Origin of the sequence: Cupriavidus mimosae (assembly GCF_023952485.1) — a bacterium.
GTDB classification, from domain to species: Bacteria; Pseudomonadota; Gammaproteobacteria; order Burkholderiales; family Burkholderiaceae; genus Cupriavidus; species Cupriavidus taiwanensis_C.
The window spans coordinates 555218-576004 of sequence record NZ_JALHRY010000001.1; the positions used below are offsets into that span (position 1 = coordinate 555218).

Annotated in this window: 18 protein-coding genes; 10 read left to right on the forward strand and 8 right to left on the reverse strand. The window is 68.9% G+C overall.

All coding sequences use genetic code 11. The features are described 5' to 3' along the window. The first annotated feature begins 72 nt into the window (after positions 1-72). Positions 73-2775 (forward strand): DUF6600 domain-containing protein, encoded by a 2703-nt coding sequence (locus MKD50_RS02435; RefSeq protein WP_252666273.1) that lies wholly within the window; start codon positions 73-75, stop codon positions 2773-2775. An 89-nt stretch (positions 2776-2864) separates the two neighbouring features. On the opposite strand, the gene MKD50_RS02440 is transcribed toward MKD50_RS02435, so the two are convergent. The 5 genes from MKD50_RS02440 to MKD50_RS02460 all read right to left on the reverse strand — a co-directional run bounded on the left by MKD50_RS02440 (position 2865) and on the right by MKD50_RS02460 (position 7611). Beyond that, a complete protein-coding gene (locus tag MKD50_RS02440) occupies positions 2865-4037 on the reverse strand; it encodes an ABC transporter substrate-binding protein (protein ID WP_240071009.1) in 1173 nt (390 codons plus the stop codon). A 217-nt stretch (positions 4038-4254) separates the two neighbouring features. Then, positions 4255-4962, reverse strand: coding sequence for an ABC transporter ATP-binding protein (locus MKD50_RS02445; RefSeq protein WP_115683440.1), 708 nt, complete (start codon positions 4960-4962; stop codon positions 4255-4257). Continuing rightward, entirely contained in the window at positions 4949-5713 is a 765-nt protein-coding gene (locus MKD50_RS02450; protein ID WP_012356559.1) for an ABC transporter ATP-binding protein, read from the reverse strand. Before MKD50_RS02450 ends, MKD50_RS02445 begins: the two co-directional genes overlap by 14 nt. Beyond that, a complete protein-coding gene (locus MKD50_RS02455; RefSeq protein WP_240071008.1) occupies positions 5706-6737 on the reverse strand; it encodes a branched-chain amino acid ABC transporter permease in 1032 nt (343 codons plus the stop codon). The genes MKD50_RS02450 and MKD50_RS02455 overlap by 8 nt, the downstream gene beginning before the upstream one ends. 10 nt (positions 6738-6747) lie before the next feature. Next, a complete protein-coding gene (locus MKD50_RS02460) occupies positions 6748-7611 on the reverse strand; it encodes a branched-chain amino acid ABC transporter permease (protein ID WP_111516884.1) in 864 nt (287 codons plus the stop codon). A 207-nt stretch (positions 7612-7818) separates the two neighbouring features. Here MKD50_RS02460 and MKD50_RS02465 point away from each other — a divergent pair, with 207 nt between their 5' ends. The 3 genes from MKD50_RS02465 (at position 7819) to MKD50_RS02475 (ending at position 11549) form a co-directional block, all read left to right on the forward strand. Continuing rightward, a complete protein-coding gene (locus tag MKD50_RS02465) occupies positions 7819-8031 on the forward strand; it encodes a hypothetical protein (RefSeq protein ID WP_147299787.1) in 213 nt (70 codons plus the stop codon). A 195-nt stretch (positions 8032-8226) separates the two neighbouring features. Then, a complete protein-coding gene (locus MKD50_RS02470) occupies positions 8227-9306 on the forward strand; it encodes a glycosyltransferase family 4 protein (protein ID WP_115701718.1) in 1080 nt (359 codons plus the stop codon). Positions 9307-9338: 32 nt separating this feature from the next. Continuing rightward, the gene (locus tag MKD50_RS02475) at positions 9339-11549 is read left to right on the forward strand and encodes an amylo-alpha-1,6-glucosidase (RefSeq protein WP_240071007.1); all 2211 of its coding nucleotides are present in this window, start codon (positions 9339-9341) and stop codon (positions 11547-11549) included. A gap of 48 nt (positions 11550-11597) precedes the next feature. Here MKD50_RS02475 and MKD50_RS02480 read toward each other — a convergent pair whose 3' ends face one another. After that, positions 11598-12548: a LysR family transcriptional regulator gene (locus tag MKD50_RS02480; protein WP_240071006.1), complete on the reverse strand. Its 951-nt coding sequence runs from the start codon at positions 12546-12548 to the stop codon at positions 11598-11600. 126 nt (positions 12549-12674) lie between these two features. Here MKD50_RS02480 and MKD50_RS02485 point away from each other — a divergent pair, with 126 nt between their 5' ends. The 3 genes from MKD50_RS02485 to MKD50_RS02495 all read left to right on the forward strand — a co-directional run bounded on the left by MKD50_RS02485 (position 12675) and on the right by MKD50_RS02495 (position 16053). Next, positions 12675-14504 carry a gamma-glutamyltransferase family protein gene (locus tag MKD50_RS02485; RefSeq protein WP_115701712.1) on the forward strand — a complete coding sequence of 610 codons (1830 nt, stop codon included), beginning with the start codon at positions 12675-12677 and terminating at the stop codon, positions 14502-14504. Positions 14505-14570: 66 nt separating this feature from the next. Further along, positions 14571-15539 (forward strand): Bug family tripartite tricarboxylate transporter substrate binding protein, encoded by a 969-nt coding sequence (locus MKD50_RS02490; RefSeq protein ID WP_371925276.1) that lies wholly within the window; start codon positions 14571-14573, stop codon positions 15537-15539. A 1-nt stretch (position 15540) separates the two neighbouring features. Next, positions 15541-16053, forward strand: coding sequence for a GAF domain-containing protein (locus MKD50_RS02495; protein ID WP_252666274.1), 513 nt, complete (start codon positions 15541-15543; stop codon positions 16051-16053). 71 nt (positions 16054-16124) lie between these two features. Here the strand turns inward: MKD50_RS02495 and MKD50_RS02500 are convergent, their stop codons facing one another. After that, a complete protein-coding gene (locus tag MKD50_RS02500; protein ID WP_252666275.1) occupies positions 16125-17156 on the reverse strand; it encodes a hypothetical protein in 1032 nt (343 codons plus the stop codon). 295 nt (positions 17157-17451) lie between these two features. On the opposite strand from MKD50_RS02500, the gene MKD50_RS02505 reads away from it, so the two are divergent. Further along, positions 17452-17706: a cytochrome c-type biogenesis protein gene (locus MKD50_RS02505; RefSeq protein ID WP_111516891.1), complete on the forward strand. Its 255-nt coding sequence runs from the start codon at positions 17452-17454 to the stop codon at positions 17704-17706. Between the two features lie 9 nt (positions 17707-17715). Next, positions 17716-18102: a hypothetical protein gene (locus MKD50_RS02510; RefSeq protein WP_252666276.1), complete on the forward strand. Its 387-nt coding sequence runs from the start codon at positions 17716-17718 to the stop codon at positions 18100-18102. A gap of 33 nt (positions 18103-18135) precedes the next feature. Here MKD50_RS02510 and ppk2 read toward each other — a convergent pair whose 3' ends face one another. Continuing rightward, positions 18136-19047, reverse strand: a complete 912-nt coding sequence (gene ppk2 / locus MKD50_RS02515; protein WP_115701702.1) for a polyphosphate kinase 2 — start codon at positions 19045-19047, stop codon at positions 18136-18138. 338 nt (positions 19048-19385) lie between these two features. Between ppk2 and MKD50_RS02520 the strand changes: the two genes are divergently transcribed. Next, a complete protein-coding gene (locus MKD50_RS02520; protein ID WP_252666277.1) occupies positions 19386-20777 on the forward strand; it encodes a DUF3300 domain-containing protein in 1392 nt (463 codons plus the stop codon). Positions 20778-20787 lie beyond the last annotated feature (10 nt).

The window sequence follows — 20787 nt, forward strand, 5'->3', positions numbered from 1 at the left end:
TGACAATAGGGTGGCCGCCGGCGTGGGCCGGCCTGCCCGCCGACCCGTGTCGGGTCCCGCTCCTGCCCTTCCATGTCTGATCCTTTCCAATCCGCTGGCCGCTATCCGGGTCGCTATCCACGTCACCTCGGCGGCCGGCTGGCGCTGACCGCGCTGGCGGCCGCAGCCGGCCTCGCAGTGGCGGCTGCTGCACTGGCGCAGGTGCCCGCCGCGCCGGGCGAACCCTACCTCGATGCCCCGGTGGCCGACGCCGCGCAGCAGCAGGCCGATCCTTCCTCGCGTGTCGCCACGCTGACCGCGGTCGACGGCAACCTCAGCTTTGCGCCCGCCGGCTCGGACGCCTGGGCCGAAGCCGGGCTGAACCGGCCGGTCACCACCGGCGACCGGCTCTGGCTGGACCCGGGCGGCCGCGCCGAACTGCACGCCGGCACGGTGGCGTTGCGCATGGGCGGCGCCACCGCCGCCAGCATCCTGAACCTGGACGACAGCACCACCCAGGTCAAGCTGACCCAGGGCACGCTGCAGGTGCGCGTGCGCGCGTTGCCGCCAGGCCAGACCGTCGAGGTCGATACCCCCAACCTGGCCTTCGTGCCGCGCGAGCCCGGCGACTACCGGCTGGACGTGGCGCCGGACGGCAGCACCACCACCGTGACCATGCGTCATGGCAGCGCGGTGGTCTACGGCGACAGCCGCACCATCGAGCTGCAGCGCGGCGACCGCATGCGTTTTGCCGGCACCGACCTGGCGGACGCGGGCGGCGGCGCGGTGCCGGAAGATGCGTTCGACCGCTGGACCGCGGCGCGCGACGCGCGCGAGGACGCTTCGCAGTCGGCGCGCTATGTGCCGCGCGAGATGCCGGGCTACGCCGCGCTGGACGGCTATGGCGACTGGCAGGAAGACCCGGGCTACGGCGCGATCTGGTTCCCGCGCGTGGTCAGCGCGGGATGGGTGCCGTACAGCGCCGGCCACTGGGCCTGGATCGCGCCATGGGGCTGGACCTGGATCGACGACGCGCCGTGGGGCTTCGCGCCGTCGCATTACGGCCGCTGGGCTTATGTGGGCTCGCGCTGGGGCTGGGTGCCCGGCCCGCGCGTGCGGCCGTGCTATGCGCCGGCACTGGTCGCCTTCGTCGGCGCCGCCGGGCCGGGCTGGAGCGTGCGCGTGGGCAGCGGACCGGGCGTGGCCTGGTATCCGCTGGGACCGCGCGACGCCTACCGGCCGGTCTATCGCGCCAGCCCGACCTATGTCGCCCGCATCAACCGGGTTACGGTAAACAACTTCGTGATGGGCGACCGCCGCCCGCCGCCTTACGCCAACCGCAACGTGCCTGGCGCCATCACCGGCATGCCGGCGCGCAATTTTGTCGAAGGACGGCCGGCGCGCGGCCTGCACCGCCCCGAATGGCGCAATCTGCCGACGGGCGAGGCCCACGGCGCGCCGCCGGTGGCGCCGGTCAAGGGCAGCCTGGTGGGCGCGGCGCCGATGCGGCCGCTGCCGCCGCAGGCGCGCCATGGCTTCGAGCGCCAGGCCATCGCCGCGCGCACGCCCGGGCGCCCGGCCACGGAAGACCTGGCGCGGCGCTTTGCGCGCGAGGGCGGGGTCGTGCCCGGGGCCGGCCCGGCCTGGCGCGGCGGCAACGAACGCCGGCCCGGCCGCGACGCACGGCCGGTGCCGGACGTGCGCATGAGCCAGGCCGCGATCGCATCGCGCGACCACGCTCCGGTCCAGCCGCGCCCTGGTCGTATCGATGCCGACGGCGACGGCCGCGCGGATCGCAACGATGCACAGGCCCGGGGCGAGCCGTGGCGCGGCCCTGGCCGCGGCCAGAGCACCCGGCCCGACGAGGCGCGCGGCTTTGCCGGGCAGCCGGGCGGGCCCGGCGACGCCCAGCGGCAGCAACAGGCCATGCAGCGCGAACAGCAGCGCCAGCAGATCGAGCAGCAGCGCGCCTTGCGGGAGCAGCAACGGCAGCTGGAAGAACAGCGCCAGCAGCGCATGCCGCCGCGCCAGTGGGCCGACGGTCAGGAACGCCCGGATCCGGCGCGGCAATCGCAGGAGATGCAGCGCCAGCGCTTCGAACAGCAGCGCCAGATGCAGGAAGCGCAGCAGCGCCAGGCCGAACAGCAGCCGCGGCAGCAGCAGGAGCAGCAGCGCGCGATGCAGGAGCAGCAGCGCCAGCAAGCCATGCAGCGGCAGGCGGACCAGCAGCGCCAGATGCAGGATCAGCAGCGTGCCGTGCAGGAGCAGCAGCGCCAGCAGGCGATGCAGCGGCACGCGGAGCAGCAGCGCCAGATGCAGGACCAGCAGCGTGCCATTCAGGAGCAGCAACGCCAGCAGGCCATGCAACGGCAGTCCGAGCAGCAGCGGCAGATGCATGACCAGCAGCGTGCCATGCAGGAACAGCAGCGTCAGCAGGCGATGCAACGGCAGGCTGAGCAGCAACAACGGCAGATGCAGGATCAACAGCGGCAGATGCACGAGCAGCAGCGCGCCATGCAGGAGCAGCAGCGCCAGCAGGCCATGCAGCGACAAGCCGAACAGCAGCAACGACAGATGCAAGAGCAGCAGCGGGCCATGCAGGAGCAGCAGCGCCAGCAGGCCATGCAGCGCCAGGCCGAGCAGCAGCAACGGCAGATGCACGAGCAGCAACGCCAGATGCAGGAGCACCAGCGCCAGCAAATGGACCAGCAGCGGCAGATGCAACAGCAGCAGCGCGCGCAGCACGAGCGTGGCCAGATGGAGGCGCGCCAGGGCCGCGACGGCGATCGCCGCTAGTCACGCCCGGCCGCCCCAATGAAAAACCCCGGCATGCCTCGCGGCATGCCGGGGTTTGTGCTGGTGCGGTTCCGGCAGCGTGTCCCGCCTTACTTCGCCAGTTCGGACAAGCGGACCTGCGAGATCTTGCCGTTCTGTACCCAGCCGACCACGGTGTCGGCCATCGAGCCGCCCTTGGCGTCGATGCCGTCGACTTCGTTGGGATTGACCTCCTTGGCCAGGCCCTTGACCGCATCCGGCATCTTCGCGCGGATCGCCGCGGCGTCGCTGGTGGTGCCGGCCAGCTTCATCGCGCCGGCCAGCGCATATACCATGGTGTAGTTCAGCGACATCTCGGTGGTGGCATCGCGCCCGTCGTGCAGCTTCTTGTACCGGACGTTGAAGGCCTGCGCGGCGGGGCGGCTGTCGTTGACCAGCGGCAGCACGCCGATCGAGCCCTCCAGCATGCCCAGGCCGTTGGTGACGCGGGCCATCTCGTCCATCTTGGCCTGGTCCATCACGATAAAGCCCCCCTTGAAGCCCAGCTCGCGCGCCTGCTTGACCACCAGCGCGGTCGGCTCCGACGGGCCGCCGACGAACATCACGTCTGGCTTCTCGCTGATGGCGCGCGACACGCCGCTGTAGAAGTCGGTGGCCTTGGTGTACGACATCGGGTTGTTCGCCACCACCTTGCCGCCGGCCGCTTCCCACGCCGGCAGGAAGGCCTGCACCCAGGCCTTGGCGTAGTCGTGGTCGGCCGGGGCCAGCGCCACGTTCTTGCCGTAGCGCTTCATCTGCGCCTTGATGAACGGCTCGATATAGCCGGTATAGGCCGGCGGGATGCGGATGGTGAGCTTGTTGCCGGCATCGGTGATGCGCGGCACGCTGGAGTAGGCCATCACCAGGAATTTCTCCTGCTCGTTGAAGGCCTGCAGCGCGAAGATGCCGCCCGAATGCGGCACGAACACCGCCGGGGTCTTGTGCTGCTGCACCAGGCGGCGCCCGTTGATGGCGGCCTCGGCGGGCGAGTACTTGTCGTCCAGCGCCACCACCTCCAGCTTGACCTTCTTGCCCTTGACCTCCAGGCCCGAGGCATTGATCTCGTCCACCGCCATCTGCACGCCGGACAGCACGTTCTTGCCATACAGCGCGGCGCCGCCGGAGAGCGGGCCGGTGTAGCCGATCTTGACCACTTCCTGCGCCAGCGCGGCGCCCGAGGCCAGCATCGCGGCCACGGCGGTGGCGGCCAGCGGGAAGATGCGGCGCATGAGGTTGTGTTGCATGGTGTTGTCTCCTGAAAGTACTGCATCTATTCGATCTGCCATCTCTGGCCGACCGCTTGTTTTCTCCCCTCTCTCCCTTGCGGGAGAGGGGCGGGGGAGAGGGCAGGACGTGGTTATGCCAACGCATGCACTTCGTCTGACACGCCGGCCCTCACCCCAACCCTCTCCCGCAAGCGGGAGAGGGAGTACTCAATCGTGATGGCTAAGGCCTTTGCTTCTATCCTCCGATGTACGCCTTGCGAATCCCTTCATCCTTCAACAACGCATCCCGATCTCCCTCCATCACGATCCTCCCGCTCTCGATCACGTAAGCGCGATGTGCAATCCCCAGCGCCGCATAAGCGTTCTGCTCAGCCAGCAGCACCGTGGTGCCCGCGCGGTTGATGCGCTGGATGATCTCGAACATCTGCTTGACCACCAGCGGCGCCAGGCCCAGCGACGGTTCGTCCAGCAGCAGCGCACGCGGGCGGCTCATCAGCGCGCGTCCCAGCGCCACCATCTGCTGCTGCCCGCCGGACAGCGAGCCGGCCGCATCGTCCTTCTTCTGCCGCAGGATCGGGAACAATTCATAGACCTCTTCCAGCGTCTTGCGGATGCCCGCGCCGTCGCGCCGGTGCACATACGCGCCCAGCACCAGGTTTTTCTCCACGCTCATCGCCGGGAACAGCTTGCGCCCCTCGGGGCAATGCACCAGTCCCGCCTGCACGATCTGCGACGGCTTCATGCCGGACAGCTCGCGGCCGTCGAAGCGCATGCTGCCGCCGCTGATGCGGTGGATCGCGCTCATCGCCAGGAAGATCGAACTCTTGCCGGCGCCGTTGGCGCCCAGCAGCACCACCAGCTCGCCGGCGCCGGCATGCAGGGTGATGTTGTCCAGCGCGCGGAAGCTGCCGTACGACAGCGAGACGCGTTCAAGCTGCAACATGGTCGGCTCCCAGGTAGGCCTCGATGACATGCGGATCCTGCTGGATCTGCGCGGGGGTGCCTTCGGCAATCTTCTCGCCGTAGTTCAGCACCATGATCTTGTCGGCCAGCCGCATGATCATGTCCATCTTGTGTTCGATCAGGCAGACGGTCTTGCCATGGCGCACCATCTTGCGGATCAGCTCGGCCAGGCCGACGGTCTCTTCCGGGTTGACGCCGCCGGCGGGTTCGTCCAGCAGCAGCAGTTCCGGGTCCGTCGCCAGCGCCAGCGCGAACGCCACGCGCTTGCGCGCCTCCTGCGTGATGTCGGCCGCAACCTCGTGCGCCAGGTGCGACAGGCCGACGAAGTCGAGCGCGGCCTCGGCCTTGTCGCGGCACAGCCGCTCTTCCTCGCGCAGGCGGCGGGTGTTGAACAGCACGTCGCCCAGCCCGGAACGGGTGCGCAGCCGGTGGCCGACGATCAGGTTGTCGAGCACGGTGGCGCGGTCGAACAGCGCCGTCGCCTGGAAGGTGCGGGCCACGCCGAGGCGCGCGATCTGGTCGGCGCGCAGGCCGGCCACGTCCTGGCCCTTGAACAGGATCTGGCCGGAGGAGGGCGCATGGGTGCCCGCGACCAGGTTGAAGAAGGTGGTCTTGCCGGCGCCGTTGGGGCCGATGATGGCGTTGATATGGCCCTGCTCGAAGGTCACCGAGACATCGTGCACGGCGGTCAGGCCGCCGAATTTCTTGGTCAGGTTGCGGATCTCAAGCATGGTCGGCTCCGGCGCGGGTGGTCGGTACAGCGGCGGTGTGGCTCGCGGCGGCGGGCTGGGCCAGCTTGCCGCGGCGCTCGGCGGCGGCTTTGCGCGCCTGCTTTTTCAGGTAAGAGCCGACGATGCCGTCGGGCACGAAGATGATCAGCAGCACCAGCACCGGCCCGAACACCAGCATGCGGTAGTCCTGCATGAACTGCAGCGACTGCGTGATCCACGGCACCAGCACGGCGCCCAGCAGCGGCCCGAACAGCGTGCCGATGCCGCCCACCAGCATCGACATCACCATGTCGAAGGTCAGGTCGGTGCGGGCGATGTCCGGGCCCAGGAAGCGCACTTGGCCCGCGTACAGCGCGCCGGCAAAACCGGCATAGCCCACCGACAGCACGAACGACAGCACCTTGGTGCGCATCAGGTTGATGCCCAGCGCCTCGGCCAGCGCGTCGCTGTTGCGCACGGCCATGAAGCTGCGCCCCAGCAGCGAGGTGACGATGCGGTGCATCAGGAATACGCCGACCGCCAGGAAGGCCAGCACCAGGTAATACTGCGCCTGCACGCTGTCGAAGCTGAGCGGCCCGATCGCCGCCGGCACCGGGATGCCGATCAGCCCCACGGTGCCGTGCGTCAGGCTTTCCCACTTCTCGATCAGCAGGTAGATGATGTAGCCCACGCACATGGTGAAGATCGAGAAGTAATGGCCCTTCAGGCGCAGCGACACCACGCCGACCACATAGCCCAGCACCATGCACAGCACCCCGGCCAGCACGAAGGCCAGCCAGAACGGCACCTGGTGGTCCACGGTCAGGATCCCCAGCGTATAGGCGCCGATGGCCATGAAGCCGCCGTGCGCCAGGTTCAGCTGGCCGGTATAGCCGGTGATCAGGTTCAGCCCGAGCGTGGCAATGGCATAGATGAAGGCCAGCGTCATCACGGTCAGGTAGTAGCTGTTGGGCGTGATCAGCGGGAACGCGATGGCCAGTGCCAGCAGCAGCATCCAGCCGGTCTTTCCTTGCAGTGCTTTCATGTCTTGCTCCTCAGGCTGCCTTGCCGGCAAACAGGCCCTGCGGCCGGATCGACAGGATCACCACCAGCAGCACGAAGGCGATGATGTCCTTGTAGTCGGTGGAAACATAGAAGCCGCCGAAGCTCTCGGCCATGCCGATGATCAGCCCGCCGACGATGGCGCCGGGGATGCTGCCCATGCCGCCGAGGATGATGATGACGAAGGCCTTGGTGATCACCAGGTTGCCCATGCTGGGGTAGACCAGGTTGATCGGCGCGTACAGCGTGGCGGCGATCGCGGCCAGCGCCCCGGAGATGGCAAACACCAGCAGCGTTACGCGCGTGGCGTCGATGCCGACCAGCGCCGCGCCTTCGCGGTTCTGCGCCATCGCCATGATGGTGGCGCCGGTCATGGTGCGGGTCAGGAACAGGTGCAGCAGCACCATCAGCGCAAACGCGGCGCCGATGATCAGCAGGCGCTGCAGCGGCGCGGTCAGGCCGAACACGTCGACGATCTGGCCATAGGGCGTGGGCATGCGGTGGAAGTCCGCGCCCCACAGCGCCTGCGCGCCGGCCTCCAGGAACAGCAGGATGCCGATGGCGGCGATCATGTCGTGCAGCTCGGGCGAGTTGCGCAGCGGATGGAACACCAGCCGGTCGGCCAGCATCGACAGCACCGCCACCACCAGCGCCGCGCCCAGCATCGCCAGCCAGTAGTTCACGCCCAGCGCCGTCATCAGGTAGTACGACACGTAGGCGCCGGCCATGTAGAAGGCGCCGTGGGCGAAATTGGGCACGTGCAGGATGCCGTAGACCAGCGTCAGGCCAAGCGCCACCAGGCTGTACACGCCGCCCAGCGTCAGGCCGTTCAGGAACTGTTGAAGGAACAATGCCACGGGGGTACCTCTTACGGTTCGGGAAAGCAGGCACGCGCCGGCAATGGCCGTGCGTGTTCCGTCGCGGCGACGCCAGGTGCGGCCGCGCAGGTGAAGCTCGGGCGCAGTGGGTCAGGCCGACGGCAGCGCGGGTTGTCGTGCCGGAGTGAGCGCGACGGTGCGTGCGTGGTTGCGCGGAGGCGCCACGTCCGCGTGCGGGACGAAGCAATGGTGGTGCGCAATGCGGTGCTGCGGATGCTGCATGGCGGTGTCTCCTGTGCGATGCGGCGCGATGGCCGCCCGGCAAGCCGGACGGCGTTGCCGTCCGGTGACGCCGTGTCGGGAAAGCGTTCCCGCACGATCGTTCGTTTTCGCCGACTTTTGCATAGGCGCGCGGGCACCGTCAAGGAAAGCGGCCCGCTATTCCGCACCGCGAAATAGTGGGCGCCACGCCTTCGGGTAAGCCCTGACGGGCAGCGCCGCCATCATCGCTGCGCTACATGGTTTCCATGCCGCGCCTGCATGGTCCGGACCAGCTTGAAAAAGCCCCCGCCGCTTTCTATGGTGCCTTCATCAGCCTCAGGCACTGTCGCGGCAATCCACCCTGCAGTTTGCTGATGACCAGGGGGAGAGCCGATGAAGATTGCGCAGATTGCACCACTCGCCGAACGCTGCCCGCCGAGCCTGTATGGCGGCACCGAGCGCATCGTTTCGTACCTGACGGAAGAACTGGTGCGCCAGGGCCACCAGGTCACGCTGTTCGCCAGCGGCGACTCGGTCACCGGCGCCGAACTGGTGCCGTGCTGCGACATGGCACTGCGCCTCGATGCGAACGTCGGCGACCATCTGCCTTACTACGTGATGATGCTCGACCGCGTAATGGCTGCCGCCACGCGCTTCGATGTCCTGCATTTCCACATCGACATGCTGCAATGCCCGCTGCTGCGGCGCTTGCCGGTGCGCGCGCTGACCACCTTGCACGGGCGGCTGGACCTGCCGGAGCTGCAGCCCTTCTACGCGCATTTCCCGCAATTCCCGCTGGTGTCGGTCTCCGACGCGCAGCGCGCGCCGCTGCCGCCGGTGAACTGGGTGGGCACGGTCCACCACGGCATCCCGGCGACGCTGCTGGACTACTGCGCCCATCCGGCGGGCGACTACCTGGCGTTCCTTGGCCGCATCTCGCCGGAAAAGCGGCCCGACCATGCCATCGAGGTGGCCGCGCGCGCGGGATTGCCGCTGAAGATGGCGGCCAAGGTCGACCGGGTCGACCGCACCTACTGGCAGGAAGTGATCCGCCCGCTGGTGGCAGCGCATGCCGAAGTCGAATACATCGGTGAAATCGACGAGTCGGCGAAGTCGTCGTTCCTCGGCAATGCGCGCGCGCTGCTGTTCCCGATCGCCTGGCCCGAGCCGTTCGGCCTGGTGATGATCGAGGCCATGGCGTGCGGCACGCCGGTGATTGCGTTCGACTGCGGTTCGGTGCCGGAGGTGATCGAGCCGGGCATCAGCGGCTATATCGTGCACAGCGTCGACGAAGCGGTGGCTGCCGTCACCAGCGTGGCCACGCTGCCGCGCGCCGGCGTGCGTGCCGCGTTCGAAGCGCGCTTTACCGCGGAGCGGATGGCGCGCGACTACGTGCGCATCTACCAGGGCTTGCCGCACCCCGGCGACGCGGGCCAGGCACATGGCGAGGCCGACGGACTGGCGCTCGCATAACCGCACACGACCACTGCTGGAGAGCCCCCCTCATGCCTGCAGAATCCACGGAACATCCCAACCGCTCGGTGGCGGTCGCCGGCGCCGGCGACGTCGCGCAGTTCTATATCCCCGCGGCCGCGTCGCTGCAGGAGCGGCGCCCGCGCACGCTCAAGCATGGCGACACCTTCGCGCTGTTCGACCATAACGGCGATGCGATCGGTGCGCCGGGCAGCCCCGAGGGGCTGTTCCATTTCGACACGCGCCACTTGTCCTTCCTGCGGCTGACGGTGGAAGGGCAGCGCCCGATGCTGCTGTCGTCGACGCTGCGCGACGACAATGCCGCACTGACCTGCGACCTGACCAATCCGGACCTGTTCGACCAGGAGGGCGCGCTGTGGCTCGAGCACGACCTGATCCACTTGCGCCGGTCGCGCTTTCTGTGGAACGGTGCCTGCTATGAACGCCTGAGCGTGCGCAACTTCGACGACCGGCCGCGGCGCGTGTGCATCGACATCGCCTTCGATGCGGACTTTGCCGACCTGTTCGAAGTACGCGGCACGCAGCGGCTGCGGCGCGGCACCACGCACCCGCCGCAAGTCGACGGCGCCGCGGTCACGCTGAGCTATACCGGCCTGGACCAGGCGCGGCGCGAGACCCGGCTCTCGTTCGATCCGCAGCCGCAGGCGCTGAGCGGCAGCCGCGCCAGCTTCACGCTGCTGCTCAAGCCGTCGTGCATGCAGTTGCTGCGCATGGAGATCCGCTGCAAGTCGGTGGATCATGAGGAGCGCGAGGCGCAGTCGTTTCTCGGCGCGCTGCTGCAGTCCCGGCGCGAGCTGCGGCGCTCCTCCGGGCGCGCGGCGTCGATCACCACCTCGAACGAGCTGTTCAACGAAGTCGCGCGGCGCAGCATCTCCGACCTGTACATGCTGCTGACCAACACTGTGCACGGACCTTACCCGTATGCCGGCATCCCGTGGTTCAGCACGGTGTTTGGCCGGGATGCGCTGATCACGGCATTGCAGACGCTATGGCTCGATCCCGAGATCGCGCGCGGCGTGCTGCAGTACCTTGCCGCGATGCAGGCCGAGACCGTCGACCCCGGCGCCGATGCCGAGCCCGGCAAGATCCTGCACGAGATGCGCCATGGCGAAATGGCGCGCCTGGGCGAGGTGCCGTTCGCGCTCTATTACGGCAGCGTCGATGCCACGCCGCTGTTCGTGCTGCTGGCCGGCGCCTACCTGCGGCGCACCGGCGATGTCGACACCGTGCGCGCGCTGTGGCCCAGGCTGCAGGCCGCGCTGGAGTGGATCGGCGAATACGGCGACCGCGACGGCGACCTGTTTGTCGAATATGGCCGGCAGTCGCCCGAGGGCCTGATCAACCAGGGCTGGAAAGACAGCCGCGATTCGGTGTTCCACGAGGACGGGCGGCTTGCCGCCGGCCCGATCGCGCTGGCCGAGGTGCAGGCCTACACCTACGGCGCCTGGCAGGCCGCGGCGCAGATCCGCGCGGCGCTGGACGACAGCGAGGGCGCGGCCCGCTATGCCGCCAGGGCGGAAGTGCTGCGCGACGCCTTCGACAAGCACTTCTATGACCCCGCGCTCGGCACTTATGTGCTGGCGCTGGATGGCCGCAAGCAGCCGTGCCGCATCCGCGCCTCCAACGCGGGGCATACGCTGTTTACCGGCATCGCGCTGCCGGAGCGCGTGCCCTCGGTCGTGGGCACGCTGATGCAGAGCACGTCGTTCTGTGGCTGGGGCATCCGCACCGTCGCCGCGGACGCGGCGCGCTTCAACCCGATGAGCTACCACAACGGCTCGGTCTGGCCGCACGACAACGCCCTGATCGCGGCGGGCATGGCGCGCTACGGCTACCACCCCGAAGCCAGCCGCATCTTCGAGGGCCTGTTCGCGGCATCGAGCTATATCGAGCTGCGCCGCTTGCCCGAGCTGTTCTGCGGCTTCGCGCGCCAGCGCAGCCAGGGGCCGACCTTCTATCCGGTGGCGTGCGCGCCGCAGGCCTGGGCCGCGGCCGCGCCGCTGCTGATGCTGCAGGCCTGCCTGGGGCTGGACTTCGACACGCAGGAGCCGGCGATTACGTTCGAAAACCCGTCGCTGCCGCCATTCCTGGACGAGGTGGTGTTCCGCAACCTGGGCGTCGGCGGCGGCAGCGCCGACGTCGCGGTGCGACGTTCCGGCGAGCGCGTGGTGGTAGACGTGCTGGAGCGGCGCGGGCCGGTGCGGGTGTTGACGCGGAATTAGGCTCTGGCGGTGAGCGGGTGCGGGCCTTGCCGGGGCGCGCGCCGCGCGCTACGCGAGCTCTGCCGGCAGCGCGCGCAGGCACGCCACCAGCGCCGCGACCACATCGTCCTCCACCGGCTGGCGCCGCCACATCACGCCCACCGGCGGCAGGTCCCAGCTCAGCGCATGCGGCAGCACCGCCGCGCCCTTGGCCTCGGCCAGTTCGCTGGCAACGGCCCTGGGCACGATGGTCGTCGCCGCCGGATGCCTGCGCATCAGCGTGGCCATGGTCTTGATCGAATACGTCTCGACCATCGGCGTCGGCTGCGCCACCCCCGCCACCGCGAAGATGGTGTTGATGGTGCGCCGGATCGGCGTGTTGGGCGGCGGCAGGATCCAGTCGCGTTCGGCCAGCCGGTGCCAGTCGAGCGCGCCGCGCGCCAGCCGCGTCGCGGCCGCGGTGGGCACGACCAGCGCCGGCTCTTCGCGATACAGCGGCTGCTGCACGATGTCCGCGCCCGCCGCAAAGAAGGTGCGCGCGATGACGCAGTCAAGTTCATGTTCGCGCAGTGCGCTGACCAGCTCGTCGGTGGTGCCTTCGCGCACCAGCACCGACACCCGCGGGGTCTGCGCCAGGCCGAAGGTGCAGGCCGTATCGAGCACGCCGCGGCTGATGTAGGGAATCACGCCGAGGCGCAGACGGCCCGACAGGCCCGCTTCGATCGCCGCCAGTTCTCGCCCCAGCGCGTCGGCATCGGCCAGTGTCAGCCGGGCGTGCGCCAGCACCGCCAGGCCGGTGGGCGTGGGCTCGAGTCCGCGCCGGGTGCGGGTGAACAGCGGCACCATGAAGATGTCTTCGATCTCACGCAGGGCCTTGGTGACGGCGGGCTGCGACAGATTGAGCTCGGCCGCCACGCGCGACACCGAGCGCTGCCGTGCCAGCGCGAGCAGCAGCGGCAGGTGGCGCAGGCGCAGCCGCGATACCAGGTTGTGGACCAGCTTGTCGGGGGCGATGGACACGGGGGCTTGCTGCGCCGGGGGCGGGCGCGATGATGGTATTGCCAGATGGTAATACCACAATAACCAAACAGGCACAGCTGGTTATTCCGCAAACCTATACTGGCCGGCATCACAGGAGCATTCCCCATGTTCACCACTCGTCCCGAGATTGTTGGCACCTTTGGCGTTGCGGCGTCGACGCACTGGCTGGCCACGCAGACCGCCATGGGCGTGCTGGAGCGCGGCGGCAACGCCTTCGATGCCGCGGTCGCCGCGGGCTTTGTGCTGCAGGTGGTCGAGCCGCACCTGAACGGCCCCGGCGGTGAAGTGCCGATCCTGTACTGGAGCGAGCGCGAGCGCGCCATGCGCTCGGTGTGCGGGCAGGGCCCGGCGCCGGCGCTGGCCGATCCCGCCGCGCTGCGCGCCATGGGCCTGGACCTGGTGCCCGGCATCGGCCTGATACCAGCCGCCGTCCCCGGTGCCTTCGGCGCCTGGCTGACGATGCTGCGCGAGCATGGCAGCTGGACCCTCGCCGAGGTGCTGGCGCCCGCCATCGGCTATGCGCGCGACGGCTTTCCGCTGGTGCCGCGCATCACGCGCGCGATCCTGGCGGTGCAGGCGCTGTTCCGCGACGAATGGCACAGCTCGGCCCAGACCTGGCTGCCCGACGGCAAGGTGCCGCGCCCCGGCAGCCTGCACACGCTGCCGGTGCTGGCTGCCACCTATACCCGCATCGTCGAAGAGGCGCAGCGCCGCAGCGATACCCGCACCGGCCAGATCGATGCGGCGCTGGATTGCTGGTACCGCGGCTTCGTGGCGCAGGAAATCGATGCGTACTGCCGCCGTACGCCGGTGCGCGACACCACCGGCGACAAGCACGCGGGCCTGCTGCGCCTCGAGGACATGGCAAGCTGGACGCCCGAGATCGAGGCCCCCGCGACCCTGGATTTCGGCCGCTATACCGTGGCCAAGTGCGGCATCTGGAGCCAGGGTCCGGTTTTCCTGCAGCAACTGGGCATGTTGCGCCATGCCGGCCTGGAGCAGCATGCGGCGGATTCACCCGAGTTCGTGCACCGCATTGCCGAAGCCGCCAAGCTCGCCATGGCCGACCGGCTGGCGTGGTACGGCGATCCGCATTTCGCCGCGAGCCCGCTGGCGGGTTTGCTGGACCATGGCTACCTGGCCGCGCGCGCACAGCGCATCGGCGCGCAGGCGGCGCTGTCGCTCGAGGCCGGCACGGTCAACGGCATTGCGCCGCGCCTGCCCGACCTGGCCGCGGCCACGCGCACGCTGCAGCGCGCCGACGTGCGCTTCGGCGTGGGCGAGCCCACCTTCGCCGAACTGCCGCCGGTGGCCGAGTGGGCCGAACAGGAGATCTTTGTCGGCGATACCTGCCATATCGACGTGATCGACCGCCACGGCAACATGGTCGCGGCCACGCCGTCGGGCGGCTGGCTGTCGTCGAGCCCGACCATTCCGGCGCTCGGCTTTGCGCTCAATACCCGCCTGCAGATGACATGGCTGGAACCCGGCCTGCCCAATACCCTGGAGCCCGGCAAGCGGCCCTGCACCACGCTGTCGCCATCGCTGGCGCTGCGCGATGGCGAACCCTACATGGTGTTCGGCACGCCCGGCGGCGACCAGCAGGACCAGTGGTCGCTGGCATTCTTCCTGCGCCATGCCGTGCATGGCATGAACCTGCAGGAGGCGATCGACGCGCCGGCCTGGCATGTCGACCACTTCCCGGCGTCGTTCTGGCCGCGCCAGACCGTGCTCAACCGCATCAGCATCGAATCGCGCTTCCCGGACAGCACGCTGGCGGCACTGCGCGAGCGCGGCCACGACGTGCGCGTGGGCGAGCCCTGGTCCGAGGGCCGCATGTCGGCCTGCTCGCGCCAGTTCGACGCCCGCGGCCGGCTGGTGCTGCGCGCCGGCGCCAATCCGCGCGGCATGCAAGGCTATGCCGCCGGACGCTGACGATCCAACCGGTTCCACCCAATCGACAGACCGCAACGAAGACGGAGGAGTAACACCATGCGATGGATGACCAAGACCCTGCTGGGCGGCATGGCCGCGCTGGCGATGTGCCTGGGCGGCGCCGCACGCGCCGCCGACAACTGGCCGCAGAAGCCGATCACGCTGATCGTGCCGTGGGCCGCCGGCGGCTCGACCGATATCCTGGCGCGCGTGCTGTCCGAACACCTGACGCGGTCGCTGGGCCAGCCGGTGATCGTCGACAACAAGCCCGGGGCCTCCGGCAATATCGGCTCGGCCATGGTGGCGCGTGCCAGGCCCGACGGCTACACGCTGCTGGTCGGCTCGATGAGCACGCACGCGATGAACCCCGCGCTGATGCCCAACATGCCGTTCCGCGGCGTGGAGGATTTCACGCCGCTGGGCCTGCTGGCCTACGTCACCAACACGCTGGTGGTGCATCCGTCGGTGCCGGCGCAGAACGTCAGGGAGCTGATCGCCTACGCCAAGGCCAATCCGGGCAAGCTGGCCTACGCCAGCGCCGGACCGGGTTCGACCAACCACCTGAGCGCGGTGCTGTTCGAGAAGATGGCCGGCGTGCAGATGCTGCACGTGCCGTACAAGGGCGGCGCGCCCGCCGTGGTCGACACCGTGGCGGGCCAGACCCAGCTGCTGTTCTCGGCCGGCACCCAGACGCTGCCGCACGTGAAGGGCGGCAAGCTGCGCCTGCTGGCCGTCACCGAGGGCAAGCGCTCGCCGTTGCTGCCCAATGTGCCCACCGTGGCCGAAACCGTTCCCGGCTATGAGCTCGCGGTCTGGTATGGTGCCTTCGGTCCAAAGGACATGCCGGCCGAACTGACCGCGCGCCTGAACCGCGAGATCAACGCGGTGATGTCGCTGCCCGAGGTCAAGTCCAAGATGAACGCCATCGGCGTCGAGACCGCGACCTCCACGCCGCAGCAGTTCGGCGCCATCCTGCAGCGCGATGCCGACCGCTATGGCAAGCTGATCCGCGAACTCGGCATCAAGGGGGAATGACATGAGCCTGCTGCGCACCGCCTCGCTGGTGGCCGCGGCCAATGTGCTGTGCGACCAGCTGCAGCAGGCCGGCGATCCCCGCGCCGCGTTCGACGCGATCGGCGCCGCCACCCTGCAGGCGCTGGGCCCCGGCCTGCTCACCATCAACGCCTGGCATGCCGGGCCGGCCCAGATCGAACGGCTGTGGTCGTCCCACCCATCCGCTTATCCGGTCGGCGGACGCAAGCAGAAGGGCGACGGCCCATGGCGGCGCCAGTTGCTCGAGCGCGGCGAGGTCTTTGTCGGCGAGGGCGATGCCGCGCTGGCGGAGGTGTTCGATGACGTGCAGATTATCCGCGCGCTTGGCTGCACGGCGGTGGTCAATGTGCCGCTGTGCTGCCATTCGCGCGTGATCGGGACCTTCAACTATCTGGCGGATCGCTCCGCATGGTCGCCGGCGGAGGTGGCAGCGTTGCGTGTGCTGGCGGCGCTGGCCGGTTCCGCCGTACGGGACTGCCTGGAGGCGCGGGCATGAACGCGGCCATCTGATCCACCTGCGGTGCCGGCCCGCATCGCGTCGATGCTGGCTGATGCGCTTCCCCGCCTTCAGAGCAGCCGTGCCGCCTCATCGAGCAGGGCGCCGGATGACAGCATGTCGCCACGGGCGAAGCGCACCAGCGTAAAGGATCGCACCAGCGGCGGATCGCCCGGGATGCGTGCGGTAAGCAGCTCGATCTCGTGCGCCGGCGCCGTGCTTTCCGGTGCCAGCAGCACGTTCATTGCGCTGAGCCGGAGGTGTCGTGGCTCAATGGACAGGAAGGCGCGCGCGTTCGTCAATACCTCGGCCAGGCATTCCAGCTGGCGTTCAAGCGCCCCGGCATCCTTGCCGAGCTGCGCCAGTTCCCGGTCGTTCTGCGCAACCTGTTCGCGCAGCGTGGCCTGCTCGCCGGGTCCGCCGTCGCCATCGCCATCGCCGCCGAGCACCGAGCGCATGCCGGTGCCTTGCCGCTCGAGCAGGCGCAGGCGCGCCACGAGCAGCGCCTGCTCGCGCTCGAGCACGTTGCGGCGCGACTTGCCGGCTGCGACGCGGGCCAGGCTCTCCAGGGTCAACTGGTCGAACAGCCGCCGCACGATTTCCTCGCGCAGGGCCGCTTCGGTGCAGGCAATGATTCTGACCTTGTGATCGCTGAAGCTGATCACGGTCTGGGGCACGTCCGAGCGCATGACATCGCCTTCCAGCGCCACACCGAGCGTGCGCCGCTCGGCTATTGCCATGCCGAGCACAGCATAGGCCTGCGCCGCATCGGGCGACTGCGCAAAGAACTCGCGCAATTCGGGAGACCGGCTGAATCCCAGCTCCACGTCACGGGGCGTGCCGAAGAAGGCGTGAATATAAGGGTCGCTGGCCCAGGCTTCCTTGCTGGCGTCGCGCGGCGCGGGAAGGTCCTGGACCAGTCCCCGCACATAGTCCAGTGCCTGTTCCAGCGCGGGCCGGACCCGTTGTTGGTAGTGCGGCAACAGCCGCAGGCGCGGACTGAGACGGGTCACGCGTTCCGTCAGTTCGGCAAGCTCCCGCGATTCGCGTGCGGGGACCTGCGTTTTGCGCCGGCGCATCCACCCCAGGAAGCCCATCAGCATGCTCCTGCATTGTCCCGCCCCTGCCGCTCGCGCGGTTCTGTGCTGGCGGTCCGGTTGGCCAACACGTCGTGGCAGCCGCAGGTATCCCTCCGTTGGCAGGGGGTTATGCGGCGATGCCGTGCCTTGATTGCCTGTTCAATCTATGATTCATTGACGCAGTGCGCCAGGACTTTGATGACGATGCGTACGCACGGCTCTGGCTTTTCGCGCTTCAAAGTGCACCGGCCGATCCGTCCTGGCATACCTTCGGGCAGACCGGCGCGGTAGCGGGTCGCGCAACGCCAAGGAGAGGACCATGAGTTCAATGATGCTGGTGAATATCGACGCGGGGACCACCGATGACGAAATCCGCGACTTTCTGGTGCGCTACGGACTGCCGGCATTCGACGACATCACCCGCGTGGAGGGCGATGGCTCGCGGCCGGCCGTGACGCTGCATTTCAACGAAGTCGATGCCGGCACGCTGCGCGGACTGGTGCCGCGTATCAACCATATTTTCTGGAAGCAGCGCAAGGTCGACGCCATGGTACTGGCCGAGCGCTTCGAGTAAGGAGGCGCCATGGCCATTCGCTGCCGGCGCGTAGCCGCTGCCGCCGGGCTTGCCGCTGCCGTGTCGGCGTGGCCGGCCTGGGGCTACTTTGACCACTACCTGTCAGGCACCATCGTCGGCACGCTGGGCCAGGCCCAATTGAATTCCGCGTGGGGCGTCTTTGGCAAGACCATGGACCAGGCCGCCGACGGCGCAAGCGTTGCGTTCAGCTTGCCGGCGGACCAGCGGCACCGCGCGGTGGAAGGATCGTTCACGCCGTTGCAGACGCGCACGGATCGCGGCGACGCTTGTCGCCAGGTGCGCAGCGAGTTCCGCCGCGCCGGGCAGTCGGAATCGTGGACCGGTTGGTATTGCAAGGAGCAGGGCGGCTGGAAGTCGCGCAAGCTGCCGGACTAGCGCCGGGCCGGGTCAGCCCCGGGGCGCGCGTGGCTAGTACCGTTCCTCCACGTAGCGGTATGGGTAGTTCGGCTCGCGGTAGCCCCCGGCTTTCTGCCTGGCAGGCAGCTTGACCGCCTTGCGAGGGATCTGCTCGTACGGGATCTGCGCCAGCAAGTGGGTGATGAGGTTCAGCCGGGCACGCCGCTTGTCATTGGAATTGGCCACGTGCCACGGGGCGTAGTCGGTATCGGTGGCGGCAAACATGGCGTCGCGCGCGCGCGAATAGTCGTACCAGCGGCTGTACGAGCGCAGGTCCATGTCGGTGAGCTTCCACAGCTTGCGCCCGTCGTGGATGCGCGCTTGTAGCCGGCGCGTCTGCTCCTCCTGGCTGACCTCGAGCCAGTATTTGATCAGGATGATGCCGGAGTTCACGATGGCGCGCTCGACCAGTGGCACGGCGCGCAGGAATTCCTCGGCCTGGGTTTCGGTGCAGAAACCCATCACCCGCTCGACGCCGGCGCGGTTGTACCAGCTGCGGTCGAAGATCACGACCTCGCCGGCCGCGGGCAAGTGGGGCAGATAGCGTTGTACATACATCTGGGTCTTCTCGCGCTCGGTAGGCGCGGGCAGGGCGACCACGCGGAACACGCGCGGGCTGACTCGCTCCGTGATTGCCTTGATGGTGCCGCCCTTGCCGGCACCATCGCGCCCTTCGAACACGATGCACACCTTGATGCCGCGCGCCTGCACCCACTGTTGCAGCTTGACCAGCTCGACGTGCAGTGCAAACAGCTGCTTGCGGTATTGCTTCTCGGACAGCCGCCCGGTCTGCTTGCCCGGCTCGGCAGGCTCGTCCGTGGCCTCGTTTGCGCCGGTGGCGGCGTTGTCCCCATCGGTCTCGCGCAACGGCTCGTCGATGTCGTGCTTGTCGTGGTGCTTGCCCTTGCCTTTGCCTTTGGCCATGGTTTTTCCCTCCGCCTTGCAATGCCACTTTCTGTTTCCGCCATGCCGCCGCGCACGTGGTCATCCGGCGCGGAATGGCGGATGGTTTTCGCAATGGAGGCCAGGCGGCAACGGAATCGACGCGAATCAATTTTATGTACAAATTTCCGGTAATGGCGGTGCCCGCCGTAAATCGGTTGAAATCCCATAAATGCCGTACTACCTTCATATCGCGTATTCAGCATGAACGCGCGCGCCAAAGCGGCGCGCATCGGCAGCCCGCACCCATCGCATTCGAAAACGGCATGCGCCGCACGCCCATGCCGCACAAGCGCCGCACCCGGTCGCGAGGAGGGAATATGGCCTTTCTGGTGAAACGGCTGCTTGGATCCGGCCGGGCATGGCTGCTGGCGGCGCTGATGGCCGTGGCAGCCGGCGCCGGCGCGCAGGGGGCGCCGGCGGGCGCGCAGGGACAGACCCCAGCCTTCAAGCCAGAGGAGATCGAGGCACTGGTGGCGCCGATCGCACTGTATCCCGACTCGGTGCTGTCGCAGGTGCTGATGGCCTCGACCTACCCGCTGGAGATCGTTCACGCTGCGCGCTGGCTCAAGGCCAATCCCGGCATCAAGGGCGATGCCGCGGTCAAGGCGGTGGCCGACCAGCCATGGGATGTCAGCGTGAAGTCACTGGTGGCATTCCCGCAGGCGCTCGAGCCCATGAACGACAAGCTCGACTGGACCCAGAAGCTCGGCGATGCCTTCCTGGCGCAGGAAAAGGACGTGCTTGCCGCGGTGCAGCGCCTGCGCGCGCGGGCGCAGCAATCGGGCAACCTCAAGAGCACCGAGCAGCAGACGGTCATCGTCGAGCCCGCCACCAGCAGCGCCACCGGCACGCAGAGCGTGGTGCGCATCGAGCCGGCCGACCCGCAGGTGATCTACGTGCCGGCCTACAACCCCACGGTGGTCTACGGCGCCTGGAGCTATCCGGCCTACCCGCCGTATTACTGGCCGCCGTATCCCGCCTACTATCCGGGCGCGGCGCTGGCCACCGGCCTTGCCTGGGGCGTCGGGCTGGCCGCGGCCGGCGCCATCTTCGGCAATTGCAACTGGGGCGGGGGCGACGTGAATATCAACGTCAACCGCGCCACCAATATCGACCGCAATTTCGACCGCACCAAGGTGCAGGCCGGCGGACGCTGGCAGCATGACGCCAGCCACCGCCAGGGCGTGGCCTACCGGGACAACGCCACGCGCGAGAAATTCTCGCGCGATGTGCCGGGCGCCGACCGCCGCAATGATTTTCGGGGCCGCGAAGGCGGAGCCGGCGGCCGCGGCGAGGTCGCCGATCGTGGTCAGCGCGATCGCACGGGCGGGCTCGAACGTACTGGCGGCGGCGAGCGCGCGGCCTTGTCGGATCGTCCCGGCGGTGCCGACCGGGGCGGCGCGTCCGATCGCGCCGGCGTCTCCGACCGCGCCGGCGTCTCCGATCGCGCCGGCGTCTCCGATCGCGCCGGCGTCTCCGATCGCGCCGGGGCTTACGACCGCTCGCGCGGCGGCGGGGGCGGAGGCGGGCGCGACAACGCCTTCCAGGGCGTGGGCGGCGGCGCGGCTTCGCAGCGCGACTTCGACCGCGGCCGGTCCAGCATGCAGTCAGCCGGCGCGCACCGTGGCGGCGGCGGCTTTGGGGGTGGTGGTGGCGGCCGCGGCGGCGGCTTTGGCGGCGGTGGCGGTGGCCGCGGCGGCAGGCGCTAAGTGCAGGGAG

Bases quoted from the DNA above. Each gene is read 5' to 3' on its own strand.
- MKD50_RS02455 (WP_240071008.1), bottom strand. From the start codon at position 6,737: ATGAAAGCACTGCAAGGAAAGACCGGCTGGATGCTGCTGCTGGCACTG.
- MKD50_RS02505 (WP_111516891.1), top strand. From the start codon at position 17,452: ATGAGTTCAATGATGCTGGTGAATATCGACGCGGGGACCACCGATGAC.
- MKD50_RS02475 (WP_240071007.1), top strand. From the start codon at position 9,339: ATGCCTGCAGAATCCACGGAACATCCCAACCGCTCGGTGGCGGTCGCC.
- MKD50_RS02520 (WP_252666277.1), top strand. From the start codon at position 19,386: ATGGCCTTTCTGGTGAAACGGCTGCTTGGATCCGGCCGGGCATGGCTG.
- MKD50_RS02440 (WP_240071009.1), bottom strand. From the start codon at position 4,037: ATGCAACACAACCTCATGCGCCGCATCTTCCCGCTGGCCGCCACCGCC.
- MKD50_RS02435 (WP_252666273.1), top strand. From the start codon at position 73: ATGTCTGATCCTTTCCAATCCGCTGGCCGCTATCCGGGTCGCTATCCA.
- MKD50_RS02445 (WP_115683440.1), bottom strand. From the start codon at position 4,962: ATGTTGCAGCTTGAACGCGTCTCGCTGTCGTACGGCAGCTTCCGCGCG.
- ppk2 (WP_115701702.1), bottom strand. From the start codon at position 19,047: ATGGCCAAAGGCAAAGGCAAGGGCAAGCACCACGACAAGCACGACATC.
- MKD50_RS02495 (WP_252666274.1), top strand. From the start codon at position 15,541: ATGAGCCTGCTGCGCACCGCCTCGCTGGTGGCCGCGGCCAATGTGCTG.
- MKD50_RS02510 (WP_252666276.1), top strand. From the start codon at position 17,716: ATGGCCATTCGCTGCCGGCGCGTAGCCGCTGCCGCCGGGCTTGCCGCT.
- MKD50_RS02465 (WP_147299787.1), top strand. From the start codon at position 7,819: ATGGTGGTGCGCAATGCGGTGCTGCGGATGCTGCATGGCGGTGTCTCC.
- MKD50_RS02470 (WP_115701718.1), top strand. From the start codon at position 8,227: ATGAAGATTGCGCAGATTGCACCACTCGCCGAACGCTGCCCGCCGAGC.
- MKD50_RS02485 (WP_115701712.1), top strand. From the start codon at position 12,675: ATGTTCACCACTCGTCCCGAGATTGTTGGCACCTTTGGCGTTGCGGCG.
- MKD50_RS02490 (WP_371925276.1), top strand. From the start codon at position 14,571: ATGACCAAGACCCTGCTGGGCGGCATGGCCGCGCTGGCGATGTGCCTG.
- MKD50_RS02450 (WP_012356559.1), bottom strand. From the start codon at position 5,713: ATGCTTGAGATCCGCAACCTGACCAAGAAATTCGGCGGCCTGACCGCC.
- MKD50_RS02500 (WP_252666275.1), bottom strand. From the start codon at position 17,156: ATGCTGATGGGCTTCCTGGGGTGGATGCGCCGGCGCAAAACGCAGGTC.